Raw genomic sequence first — 12,277 nt, 5'->3', positions numbered from 1 at the left:
GGGCCGTCCGCCCCTGCGGGGCCGTCCGCCCCTGCGGCGCCCTCCGTGCCCGTCGCGAACACCGCCCGGTACCCGGCCTGTTCCCAGAGCCTTTCATGGGGACCCACCGCCCGTACCCGCCCGCCGTCCAGCCAGATCACCAGATCGGCCCGTGCCGCCACCGACGGGCGGTGCGCGACCACCAGCCGGGTCGCGTGGCCGAGCGCGCGCCGCATCGCCCGGTCCACCGCGTGCTCGGTGGCCGTGTCGAGGCTGGAGGTCGCGTCGTCCATCACCAGCAGCCGTCCCGTGTGCGCGAACGCGCGGGCCAGGCCTAGGCGTTGGTGCTCACCTCCCGAGAGCGGCACCTCGTCGAGCCGGGTGTCGTAGGTGTCCGGCAGCCGCCGGACGAAGGCGTCCGCGTCCGCGATCCGCACGGCTTCCCGCACCCGGTCGGGCGGCGCCGTGCGCGCCCCGGCGGCGACGGCCCCGGCCACGGTCCCGTCCCCCAGGACCGGGCGGGCGAAGGCGAAGCCGACCGCGGTGCGCAGCTCTTCCCGGGTCAGGGCGTCGAGCCGGACCCCGTCGAGCAGCACCTCACCCGCGTCCGGGTCGGCCAGCCGTCCGGCCACGGCGGCCAGTGCGGACTTTCCGGCGCCGCTGCGGCCCACGACCGCGGCGGTCAGCCCACCGGGCACCACGATCGCGTCCGCCCTCAGCACCTCGGTCCCGCCGCGCAGCACCCGCACCCCGCGCAGTTCCAGGGTCCCGGGGCCGTCCGGCGGCAGCACCGCGGTGCCGTGGCGCAGGGCGGGCAGGGACTCCAGCTCGGCGGTCCGCTCCCGGGCCGCCCGGCTGCGGACCAGCGCGCCGAGCACGGTGGCCGCGCCGCCGAGGCCCGCGGCGAGCTGCGCGTACCGGCATGCCGCCAGCAGTCCCCCGGCGCTCAGGGCGCCCGCGCCGAGCCGGAGCCCGCCGACCGCCGTGGCCGCCAGCGTCAGCAGCGGGACCAGGACGTTGCCGGTGGCCAGGGCCCGGCCGTGCAGGGCCCACATCCGCCGGCCCAGCGCGGAGAGGCGGCCCAGCGGGGCCAGGACCCGTGCGCGTTCCCGGGGCGCCGTCCCGGCGGCGGCGATGGTCTCGGCGCCCTCCAGGGTCTCCAGCAGACGGCCCGCGATGTCCGACTGCACCTGCTGGTAGTCCCGCACCGACGCGCCCGTGTCGCGGGCGAAGACCCGCAGCACCAGGGCCAGCGCGGGCAGTCCGGCCAGTACGCACAGGGCCACCCAGAGGTCCACCAGGACCAGGGCCGCCAGGGCCCCGGCCGGAGTGATCAGTGAGGCCGCGAGCGCGGCCCTCGCCGCGGGCCCCCCGCCCGCGTCGGCCGCGTTGAGCGTCAGCCGGGTCGCCGTGTCCCCGGGGGTGTACGGGCGGGCCGCGTCCGGGGCGGCACGCAGCAGCCCGGACAGGGCCCGGGAGCGGACCGACGCGGTCCAGCCCGCCGTGCACCGACCGGTGAGCAGGGCCGTCAGGCCGTCGAGGAGCACCTCACCGGTGAGCAGGGCCACGCTCAGCGCCGGCCAGTGGTCCGCGGATTCACCGCGGAGCAGCAGATCCAGTGCCCGGCCGAGGACCAGGGGCTGGGCCACGGCCATCGCCGCCGCAGTCAGGGAGCAGGCCAGCACCAGCAGTTCGGGCAGCCGGCCCGGTCCAGGGTCCGGGGAGCCGCCGGCCGTGCGTTCCGTCCGGCGGACCCTGGTGGTCCCGTCCCTCACAGCCGCCCCTCCCTGGGATCGGCACCGGCGCGTCCCCGGTACGGGTCCGGGGACGCGCCGGTGCCGGAACGCACGGCCCGCCGCGCGGAACGCGGCGGGCCGCCCTGATGTCACGCGAGCGCGTCGCGCCGGTCGCGTCAGTTACAGGTGGTGATGCTCAGGCTGCTGTCGCCGCAGAGCAGCAGGCTCGCGCGGCTGCCGGTCTCCACGTCGCCCATCGCCTCTTCCTTCGGGGTCTCCATGGACTGCAGGTCGAACAGGTTCATCGCTCATCCCTTCGTAGGACAACGTGCTACTTCACGGTCTCCGGTGAGACCGGCTCATGGGCGGCGCCCGGGCGCCGCGGTGGGGGGAGGAACGGCAGACCGGCGGGCCGGTCGCCGCGTACCGAGGCGACGGCGAGGAGACAGCCGGCCGTCCCGGTGGACAGGTCCATGGACAGGCGCATCATCTGCTCGCCGGGGAAGGCGAGCCGTCCCTCGTACGCCATGGCGTGCCAGGTCAGCGCGGAGAGCTGGCGGCGCACGGCCGCCGGGCCGGTGCCGTCGCCCGGGGTCGTCGTCCGGCCGAGGTGCAGCACCATGCCCGCGACGCCCCGGTACAGGCCGGGCTGCGCGTAGAACATGGCCTGCGCGGCGCGCACGATCTCCCTCCTGGCCCCTTCGAACGCCTCGTCGGCGCGGTGCGCCAGGTAGTCGTCGAGGACCATGCCGATGCCGACGCTGCCCGCCCCCAGGTACGGCATGGTGCGCCAGCCCTCGTCGACCTGGAGGGCACCGCCCGCGCCGCGGACGCAGCGCGCGAGGTCCTGGCGGAGCGCGGTCCCGGCGAGGTCCAGCAGCCCGGTGTCACCGGTGCGCTCGTACAGGCGCAGGAACAGCAGGGCGCTGCCGGTCGCGCCGTGCAGCAGTCCGGCGCGCGGCCGGTGTCCCGGAGCCCCTCCCGCGGCCCCGGTGGTGAGCGGGCGCGCGCTCAGCTCGGCGCACCGCAGGGCGGCGTCGCGCAGGGCCGGGTCGCCGGTGGCGGCGGCCAGCGCGTCGAGGGCCAGCCCGACCCCGGCGGTGCCGCCGTGCAGGTCCGCCGCGAGGCCCTCCAGGGGGTGCTCCAGGAGCAGCCGGGCCAGATCGAGCGCCTGATCCCGGTGGCCGAGGTGGTCCAGCGTCCAGGCGAGTCCCGCGACGCCGTCGTGGAAGCCCAGCGGCATGCCCGACGGAGGCTCTTTCACATGGTCCAGGAGCCAGCGCTCCCCGTCCTCGTCGCGCCCCGCGCCGCTCTCGGCGAGCGCGTACAGCACCCCGGCGGCGCCGTGGCCGAAGGCGAGGCCGCCGCCCGCCGTGGCGAACTGGGCGATGTCACCGGGGAAGAGGCGGTCGTCGCGGGACGGGGTGGCGGAGGCGCGGATCGCCCCGGCCATCGAGTCCCGGCTGCGGGGCCAGTCCCCGGGCTCCACCGGCACGAAGCGGTCGCCGGAGCGCCGTGGTGCCGGGGGCCGGGCGGCTGCCCCGGCGATCTCGTCGACCGCCGCGTCCAGGAAGGACCGGGGGACGGGGAACTGCTCCGCGACCACGGCGGCCAGATGCGCGGCCTTGCGCCGGTCCAGTGCGAGCAGACTGGTCAGCGGCAGGAACAGGGCCAACCGCAGACAGGCCAGGGCGTAGCGGTCGACGGCGGTGCCCCGTCGGCCGGGGGGTGCCACGAAGCCGGGGTGCGCGACCGTCTGCCGGCCCGGTTCGTCCACCCCGTGGGCGGCCTCGAAGTCCAGCAGGGCGACCCGCCCGTCCTCGCGGATCATGATGTTGAAGAGATGGAGGTCGTTGAAGACCACGCCCCGTTCGTGGACCTGGGCGACGGCCCGCTCCACCTGGGCGTGGACGTCCAGCGCCCACGCGGTGTACTCCGCCAGGCGCCGCTCGTCCGGGTCGGCCTCGATCAGCGGGTGGCGGCGGGCGAAGAAGGTGTTGAGCGGCTTGCCGTCCAGGTACTCCAGTACCAGGAAGTGGTGCTCGCCGACGGTGAGGGCGTCGCGCACCTCGGGGGTGCAGTCCAGACCCGACAGCCTTTCCAGGGCCCGGCGTTCGCGCCCCAGCCGGGCCACCGCGTCGGCCCCGTCGGCCGCCAGACCGGCGTGCGGGCGGGCCTCCTTGAGGACCACCGTCTCCCCGGTGCGGGTGTCCCGGGCGCGGTAGACCCCGCCGCCGTTGGAGAAGTGCAGCGCCGCCTCGACGGTGTACGGGATGTCCGCCAGCGTCGTGGTGGACCGCGTCTCCAGGTGCGGGCGCAGGAACTCCGGCAGCCCCACCCAGTTGGGCGTCCGGAAGACCGGGCCGCGCGGATCGGGTACGAGGACCCCGTCGGGACGGGCGATGGCGGGGCGCAACTCCCCTTCCTCGTCGTAGCAGTTGCGCCGGGTGAAGCTGCCGTAGCGCACGTGCACCGGGCCGGCGCCGAGGCGCAGGTCGCTCAGGATGTGCGGGCCGGACTCACCGTCCAGCAGCGCGGACAGCTCGCCCGCGATCCGCTCGAACCGCTCCTCGTCGGGCGGGTAGACGGTGATGAACTTGCCGCTGCCCGCCCGGTCGGCGTACTTGGCGTTGCGCTGGTGGAGCAGGTAGCGGCTGGGCACGAACTTGAAGGCGACCCCGTGCTCCAGGCAGTACCGCCGTACGCGCTCCAGCACCGCCTCGGCGTTGTCGAGGCGGGCGGAGACATGGATCTTCCAGCCCTGCGCGGGCAGTTCGACGCCCACGGGGCGCAGCGCGAGCCAGTCACCGCTCTCGCCGCTCCGCCATCCCTCGGGGACGGGCAGGGTGGCAGCCGCGTAGCGGGTGCCCGCCGCGGCGGTGCCGTGGGTTGTGCGGTGCGGCGCGTCGTAGAAGGACGGGTCCGCGTCGCAGTACACGGCGTAGCCCTTGTTCACAGCCGCTCCCTCCACCGGTCGTTGCCGTGGAAGACGCTGTCACGCACGACGGTGTCCCGGACAGTCGCCGCTGTCATGTCTCCGAGGTGCGGAACGCACGGGTATCCGCGGGCGGCCGGGGTACGGGTACGCGGGCGACGGCGGGTGCGCGGGCGACGGCGGGTGCGCGGCCGCGCGAGGGAGGCGGTGGAGGGCGCCCGGCGGGTGCGCCGGTGGGCGCGGAAGGGTGAGCCGTTCCCGGCCCACCACCGCGCCGTTCGGGGCAGACGACGTCAACGCGGAGTGCGCCGACAGGAGTTGACCGAGCGGGGCCGGGATGCCGACGGGTACGCACTGGAGGAGCCCGGGGTGCTGCGGCGGTACCGGAGTGGCCGCCTGGGCGGTTCGGCACGGCGGACGGTGAGCGGGTGCCGCGTTTGGATCTGCACCCGGGCAACGTCGTCCCGGCCCGGCGGGGCCCGGTGGTGATCGGCCGGCGCGGTGCGGGCGCCGGGCATCCGGCTGCCGACGCGGGGACGACCATCGTGACCGTGGGCAGTGCGGACCCGCCGGGACTCGCCGAGCGGTCCGGTCGCAGTTCCCGCTGGCGCGCGGTGGATTTCCCTCCCCGGAGTACCCTGCCAGTCCGCAGTCAGTCCGTGGGACCCCGTGAACAGCCGTCTGGAGTCAACGCATGAATACGACAAACCCCCGTGCCGGATCCCTGGACGGGGTTCCGCCGCAGGCCGGGATCGGTCCGCAGGCATTCCGTTCCCATGTCTGAGCAGCTGCCGGCGTGCCCGGAGTGCGGCGAGGCGTACATGTATGAGAGCGGCGCGCTGCTGGTGTGCCCGATGTGCGGCCACGAGTGGTCGGCCGGGGCCGTCGCGGACGAGGGCACCGCGCCCGCGACGGTCCGCGACGCGGTCGGCAACGAGCTCGCGGACGGCGACACGGTCACCGTCGTCAAGGACCTCAAGGTCAAGGGCGCCGGTGGGGGCGTGGTGAAGGTCGGCACCAAGGTGCGTGGCATCCGGCTGATCCTCGACGGTGTCGGCGACCACGACATCGACGCCACGGTACCCGGATTCGGCCGCATGCAGCTCAAGTCGGGCGTCGTGAGGAAGTCCGGCTGAACCGACGCCCCGTCACGGTCGGCCGACGGGGGGACCCCCGGACGGCCACCGCCCCGTCCTCATGCCGGTGATGAGCCGTGCGCCACGTCGTGGAGCACGGCGGAGGCGTCGGGCAGCAGCAGGCGGAAGACACAGCCCTCGCCGGGGCGGTTGTCCAGCTCCAGACGTCCGCCGTGCGCCGAGGCGATGGCGGCGGCGATGGCGAGCCCGAGGCCGGAACCGGGGCTGTCCCCGGCCTCGGGCAGGTGCGCGGGGGCCGGCCCGGCATCGGCGCCGCGCGCGGGCCGGTGCGTCCGCCCCGCCGGTGTCGCGCGGTAGAAGCGCTCGAAGACGTGGGGTGCCTCGTCCGGCACGATCCCGGGTCCGTCGTCGGCGACCTCGATGACGCAGACGGGCAGCCCCGGCGGCAGGACCCGGCCGTGCCCCGGTGTCCGGTCCTCGGCCGCGCGGGCCGCGCCGACCCGGACCCGGACGCGGCTGTCCGGCGGCGTGTGCACGCACGCGTTGTGGAGCAGGTTCCCGAGGACCTGCGCCAGTTGGTGGGGGTCGCCGGGCGCCTCGACGACGTCGAGGCCGGGCTCGGGACCGGTGGGGAGGGCTTCCAGCGGCTCCAGGGAGATGGCGCGGCGGGGATGGCGGACCGCCGTGGTGGCGATGGCGTCGGCGGTCAGGGAGAGCAGGTCCACCGGCTCGCGGTGGACCACGGGCGCGTCGTCGAGTTTCGCGAGCAGGAACAGATCGTCCACCAGGCGGCTCATCCGCTCCGCGCTCCGGGCGATCAGGACATGGGCCTCGTGCAGTTCGCGGCCCGTCAGGTCCGGCCCGGCGAGGAGCAGTTCGGCGAACCCCTGGATGGCGGTGAGCGGGGTGCGCAGTTCGTGCCCGGCGTCAGCCATGAAGTGCCGCAGCCGTGCCTCGGAGGTCTCGGTCCGCCGCAGCGCGGTGCGCAGCCGGTCCAGCATGGTGTTGAGCGCCAGGCCGAGCCGTCCGACCTCCGTGTCGGGGTCGGTCACCGGGACGTTCAGCTCCAGCGCGCCCTCGGTGATGTGCTGGGCGGTGTGCTCGACCCGGGTGAGCGGCCGCAGCCCCAGGCGCACGGCGCCGTTGCCCAGGACGACCACGCCCACGGCGACGGCGAGACCCAGCCCGAGGCTGAACCAGAGCATTTTGGTGGTGGCGCCGTCGACCGTGTTCAGGGGCAGCGCGACGACCACGCGGGTGCCGCCGGGTCCGGGCTGGGTGACCGCCCGCCAGCCCGCCCCCTCGCCCTCGGACGGCAGGGTGCCCGGCCTCCCGTCGGCCAGCCCCAGGCCGTCCGCCGAGTCCGGGAGCCGGGGCCCGGGACCGTTGCCGCTGCCCAGCGAGTCCCGCAGGAGGTGGCCCGCCCCGTCGTAGAAGAAGACCCGGTAGTCCGAGGGCAGGACGTCGTCCGGGCGCGGTGGCGGCCGGCGCAGCATCGTGCCGTGGGCCATGTCCTCGAAGACCTGGTCGGGCGGGCGGAAGTGGGAGAGCCGGTGGTCCACCTGGTCGGTGAGCCAGGTGTGCAGCACGGTCAGCGCGGCGACCTGGCACAGCAGGACGATCCCGGTGGCCAGCAGACCGGCTATCAGGACGAGGCGACCGCGCAGGGAGCGCGGACGCAGTCGGCGCGGCCACCGGGTCCGTCGGCGGGCCGGTCCCTCCCCGCGCCCGCCCCGCGAACGGCTCATCCGTCCGTGGGGCGCGGCTCGTCGCGGGGCAGGCGCAGGCAGTACCCGACGCCGCGGACGGTGTGGATCAGCGGCGGGGGCTCGCTGTCGACCTTGCGCCGCAGGTTCTTGATGTAGGTGTCGACGATCCGGGTGTCGCCGGAGAAGTCGTAGCGCCAGACCTGCTGCAGTATCTCCGCCTTCTCCAGGACCCGCCCGGGACGGGCGAGCAGACAGGCCAGGAGACGGTGCTCGGTCGGCGACAGCCGCAGCGGCCGGTCCCCGCGCCGCACCTCGCGGGTGGCCTCGTCCAGCGTCAGGTCGGCGTAGCGCAGGGGCGGGCCGACCCCGGTCGCGGGGGCGTTGCTGCGGCGCAGGATGGCGCGGATGCGCAGCAGCACCTCCTCCAGGTGGAACGGCTTGGTGACGTAGTCGTCACCGCCCGAACTGAGGCCGATGATGCGGTCCTCGACGCCGGTACGGGCGGTGAGGAACAGCACCGGTGTGTAGACGCCCTGGGCGCGCAGGAGCCGGACGAGCCGGAAGCCGTCCGTGTCCGGCAGCATGACGTCCAGGACGATCAGATGGGGCCGTCGGCTGCCGGCCTCGGCCATGGCCTCCTGGCCGCTGGCGGCGCTCGCCACGGTGTAGCCGGCCACGCCGAGCGCCGAGACGAGCAGTGCGCGGATGCCGGCGTCGTCCTCCACGACCAGGACCGTGTGCCCGGCGGCGCGGGTGCGCGCGGAGGTGTGCGGATCGATCACGCTCGGACACCTCGGGACGGATTGGGACGGTACCCGCGGCGGGCGCGGGTCCTGGTCGGGTCGGACACGGTGCGGGGGCGGCGCTCAGTCGGTCGCCCCGTTCACCTCCTTGTCCTTGGCGAGTGCGGTGGTGCGGTCGCTGATGGTCGTCGCGAGCTTCGCCGACGCGGCGTCGAGAGCCCGCGAACCGGCCCCGGCGGCACGTGCCTGTCCGGTGACGGTCCTCAGCTCCCTCGCTGCCGCGCCCGAGCCGTAGAAGGTCCGGTACAGCTCCTGGTAGGTCCTGCGGTAGACGCCGTCGAAGGCGTCGGTCTCCAGGAACCTGGACTTGAGGATATGCCCCATGGAGATCCCCTTGGGCATGCCCTCGGGCATCCCTTCGGGCGCCCCGCCCGGGGGCGCTCCGGGCGGGGCGCCGCCCGGCCTGCCCCCGCCGGGCGCCCCTCCTCCCGGCAGTCCGACCGGACCGACCGGGTCGCGGGGGCCGGCCGTCGCGTCGCCGCCGAAGGTGAGGTTGTAGTCCCAGCCGAGGACGGAGAACTTCTTGGTGTCCAGGTCGTACCAGAGGAGGTAGTTCTTGCCGGGCCCCGCCATGTCGTCGAAGTTCAGCAGCAGGTTCTGCGAGGCGGCGTACAGGGCGAGGGAGTCGACGTCGACGTGGTCGCCCAGGTGGCGGGCGAATTCCTCGTCCGACGCGTTGTCGACCCACTTGATCAGCTTCATGACCGGTTCGAGGTCCCGGCTGCCCTTCTTGTTGAGTTGCTTGAAGGAACTCTCGTACTCGCTGGGGTCGTCCCCGCGGTACGCGAAGCTGCCGCCCGCCTTCGCCTTGTAGAGCACGCCGTTGCCGTCGGCGAGGTCGTCGGCGTAGTCGGTGCCGGGCGACTCGACCATGAGGCGTGCGACGGCGGGGCGGTCGTTGACCTTCACCCGGGTGAAGGCGTACCGCTCCGACTTCTGGCCGCTCTCGGCGATCAGGGAGAGCGACAGCGCCTCGTTGAGGGGCACTTGGGCGTTGCTGCCGGGACGCAGCGAGATCTCCCGCTCACCCTGGTAGGCGCGGCCCTCGACGAACTCGTCGATCTTGACGAGCCAGGGCAGTTCCTCGGGCTGCTTCGCCGACAGGTTGTACTGCACCATCCCGCCCGGCCCGCCACCGGGCCCGCCGGGCCGGTCCGCGCCACCGGGCGGGACCGCGCCACCGACGCCGTCCCGCGTGCCGGGAACGCCCGCGCCGTCCGGGGGACCGGGAACGCCCGCGTCCGCGTCGTCCGGGGGACCGGGCGGGCCGGAGGAACCGGCGGTGCCGGGGGCCCCGGTACCAGGGCCCCCGGGGAAGCCGTCCGGGGGCGGCTCCGGGCGGTCCCCGCCCTTCGCACCCTCCGGGCCGCCGGTGGCCGCGCCCTGAGTGGTGCCCTGCGCGGGGAAGGGCGCGCCGCCGGGAGGTCCGCCCCGTCCGCCGCCCGGCATGCCGCGGCGGCCGCGCAGCGAACCAAGAGTCGAGTTGCCCTTGAGGCGGATGCCGACGTCGTCGAGGCGGACGCCGTCGATGACGAGGTCGGCCCGGATGTACTCCTTCGCGCCGTCCTCCTTGAACTCCTTCATCATCTTGTCGAAGTCGGTCTGCCGGTAGGTGAGCCGGAGGGAATGGGTCACCGAGGCGTCGTACAGGCCCACCGTCCCCCCGACGTCGTCGGTGACGGCGTCCGCCTCGACCCGCGAGGCCGATGTCACGTAGGGGGAGACCCGGGCGTCCCCCAAGAAGCAGACCATCGCGGCGAGTCCGACGCCGAGGGACGCCACCGGCTTCCAGTGGTGGCGCAGCCGTACGGGCAGCCGGTCCTTCAACCGCCTCCCGTGGGGTGCCCGGGTCCCGCCCGCCATCACAGGTCCGTGGTGTCGTAGCCGGTCAGCACGGTGACCCGCTGGCCGGACGTCCGCTCCTGGAGGGCGCTGACGAGATCGCCCGGCTCGGCGCCCTTCTTCAGCCGCACGGTGTAGAAGACCTCGCTCAACGCCCCGCCCCGGATGGACTCGGTGCTCACCAGTTCGAACTCGCTGGTGTACTTGATCAGTACGTCGCGGATCCGGGGCGTGTAGTCCTCACCGGCCGGGACCTGGACCTTCACGACCTGCCGCTGCACGTTCAGCGCGAACCAGTTGAACTTGAACATCACCAGGACCACGGCGCAGATGACGACGGCGCCGACCGCGGCCAGCGTGTAGAACCGGGCACCGCAGGCCATTCCGATCGCCATGGCCAGGAAGATGAAGCCGACGTCCCTGGTCTCCTTGACCGCGTTGCGGAAGCGGACCACCGAGAGGGCGCCGACCAGCGAGAACGCACGAGCCAGGTTCGACCCCACGACGAGCATGATCAGGGCGACGATCATGCCGACGATGACCAGTGTCTGGACGTAGGACTGGCTGTAGGACACGTTGCGGTGCGTGTACCGGTACACGTAGCCGATCAGCGTGGACAGCACGAAGGACAGCACCATCGCCGCCACGACGTCGGCGACGCTGAACGTGCCGCTGAGCTCCTGCAGATCGAGATCGAAGTTCACTGTGCTCCTGCCTTCGCCGACGCGGAACGCTGCGCCGGCCGCCGCCGGGGCGGCTGCTCGTTGGTGGGGGTGGCGGGGGCGGCGGGCGGTGGGCAGTCCGCCGCGCCGATGTGGAAGACCGAGCGCGGGGCCAGCCCGAACGCCTCGATGGACTGAACGTACTTGGAGATCCGCACGAGGTTGAGGTCGCGCCGTGCGGCCAGGTCCGTGATCCAGTGCGGTGTGCGCTCGTTGACCTTGACCTCCATGACCGACATGTGCGGCGGGATGGTGAACCGGTTCTCCGGTGTGGCGATTCCGAAGTGGAAGTCCCGGTCCCGGCCCCGGACGCGGCGGTCGAAGGTGATCCGCAGGCCCGTGTCCGCGTCCCGGCCGACCAGTGCCTCGCGCTGGTACCCGGTGACGGCGGTGGCCCGGAGGTTCAGCCGCACGATCAGTTCGAGGACCTCCTGGACGAAGGCGCTCTCCCGCGCGGAGTGCTCCACCGTCTCCCGGTCGTCGCACAACCGCCGTGCCACGTCGTAGGGGAGGGTGATGCGGCGCTTCTGGGTGACCCGGTTGACGCGCTGCTTGATCTCCACGCAGACCGGGGAGTCGCCGGTGACGCCGTCGAGGTCACCGTAGTGGCGGATGCGGAGCTTGCGGCGGAACTTCAGGCCCTCGATCTTCTCCCAGTAGAAACGGAGTTGAGGGGTGTCGTAGTACAGGCTCCACACGCCGTACCCGCCCGGTGGGCTGTGCGGGTCCCATTCCATCCGCTCGGCGAGTTCGTCCCGGATCTCCGCCGCCCGGTCCACCGGTACGAGGTACTTGAGCTCGAAGCGGTTGAACGCGTGCAGCCGGCTGGCCACGTGCAGTGTGTCGCCGGGCGCCTCGGCCCGTTCCGTCGGGGGTGCCTCCCCCCGGTCCTCCCGCGGCCCGGCTGACTTGGAAAAGAACACCTTGCGCCTCCCTGCTCGTATGTCGCGGTCCCACCGGCCGCGCATACGCAACCAACGGCGCATGAGGAAGCCATGAGAATCGTGGGTTGATTCGGGGAGTCCTGAGAATGGCCGAAACGTGAACGGCCCGTGTGGGCGAGATGTCACGACTGTGCGCGTCGGCGTCCGGGCCCGTGTGGCACCGGTGCGGGGGCTTCCCGGACGCCGCGCCGGGGTGGTTCCGGGACCGGCCCGGAGGAGCGGGGCGCCGTAGGTGTGCTCGGCGAAGGCTCCGGGAGGGCGGGATGCCCGGAGCGCGGATCCTCGGAGCGCGGGTCCCTGGGGCCGGGCTGCCCGCGTGGACGGACGCGGGGCCCTCGTCCGACAGGGGGGAGGCGGGCGGGACCGTGCTCCGCCCGCTGCCCGTCAGTGGGCCGTGGGCGCCTGGGCGTCCCGCTGCGAAGGCCGGCTGTCGCGGCCCGTTCCGGTGGGCCGGATCGATTCGCTGTCACCGGTGCCGGGCGGCATCTGCCCCGGGAGGGGTGCCGGTGG

General features: G+C 74.0%; 9 protein-coding genes. 1 reads left to right on the top strand and 8 read right to left on the bottom strand.

Annotated elements, in window-relative coordinates; translation table 11 throughout:
* The 3 genes from GTY84_RS32370 to lanKC all read right to left on the bottom strand — a co-directional run.
* Nucleotides 1–1,754: ABC transporter ATP-binding protein (locus GTY84_RS32370; RefSeq protein WP_345943603.1), on the bottom strand; the 1,754-nt coding region annotated here is incomplete at its 3' end.
* 137 nt (nt 1,755–1,891) lie between these two features.
* Nucleotides 1,892–2,020, bottom strand: a complete 129-nt coding sequence (locus GTY84_RS32365; RefSeq protein ID WP_003972313.1) for a SapB/AmfS family lanthipeptide — start codon at nt 2,018–2,020, stop codon at nt 1,892–1,894.
* Between the two features lie 26 nt (nt 2,021–2,046).
* Nucleotides 2,047–4,671: a class III lanthionine synthetase LanKC gene (gene lanKC, locus GTY84_RS32360; RefSeq protein ID WP_161229998.1), complete on the bottom strand. Its 2,625-nt coding sequence runs from the start codon at nt 4,669–4,671 to the stop codon at nt 2,047–2,049.
* Nucleotides 4,672–5,426: 755 nt separating this feature from the next.
* Here lanKC and GTY84_RS32355 point away from each other — a divergent pair.
* A complete protein-coding gene (locus GTY84_RS32355) occupies nt 5,427–5,786 on the top strand; it encodes a zinc ribbon domain-containing protein YjdM (RefSeq protein ID WP_161229997.1) in 360 nt (119 codons plus the stop codon).
* A gap of 59 nt (nt 5,787–5,845) precedes the next feature.
* On the opposite strand, the gene GTY84_RS32350 is transcribed toward GTY84_RS32355, so the two are convergent.
* From GTY84_RS32350 to GTY84_RS32330, 5 genes are all read right to left on the bottom strand, one after another.
* Nucleotides 5,846–7,495: a HAMP domain-containing sensor histidine kinase gene (locus GTY84_RS32350; protein ID WP_161229996.1), complete on the bottom strand. Its 1,650-nt coding sequence runs from the start codon at nt 7,493–7,495 to the stop codon at nt 5,846–5,848.
* The gene (locus tag GTY84_RS32345) at nt 7,492–8,238 is read right to left on the bottom strand and encodes a response regulator transcription factor (RefSeq protein WP_161229995.1); all 747 of its coding nucleotides are present in this window, start codon (nt 8,236–8,238) and stop codon (nt 7,492–7,494) included. The genes GTY84_RS32350 and GTY84_RS32345 overlap by 4 nt, the downstream gene beginning before the upstream one ends.
* Nucleotides 8,239–8,322: 84 nt before the next feature.
* Complete coding sequence (locus GTY84_RS32340; protein ID WP_161229994.1) at nt 8,323–10,122, bottom strand: CotH kinase family protein; 1,800 nt, start codon at nt 10,120–10,122, stop codon at nt 8,323–8,325.
* Entirely contained in the window at nt 10,122–10,805 is a 684-nt protein-coding gene (locus GTY84_RS32335) for a DUF4956 domain-containing protein (protein WP_161229993.1), read from the bottom strand. Before GTY84_RS32335 ends, GTY84_RS32340 begins: the two co-directional genes overlap by 1 nt.
* Nucleotides 10,802–11,662: a polyphosphate polymerase domain-containing protein gene (locus GTY84_RS32330; protein WP_237532929.1), complete on the bottom strand. Its 861-nt coding sequence runs from the start codon at nt 11,660–11,662 to the stop codon at nt 10,802–10,804. The genes GTY84_RS32335 and GTY84_RS32330 overlap by 4 nt, the downstream gene beginning before the upstream one ends.
* Nucleotides 11,663–12,277: the final 615 nt, after the last annotated feature.

It is taken from the genome of Streptomyces sp. SID8352, assembly GCF_009862265.1.
Lineage (GTDB): Bacteria > Actinomycetota > Actinomycetes > Streptomycetales > Streptomycetaceae > Streptomyces.
The sequence above is the reverse complement of the archived record's forward strand: the minus strand, read 5'-3'. Positions and strand labels throughout refer to the sequence as shown.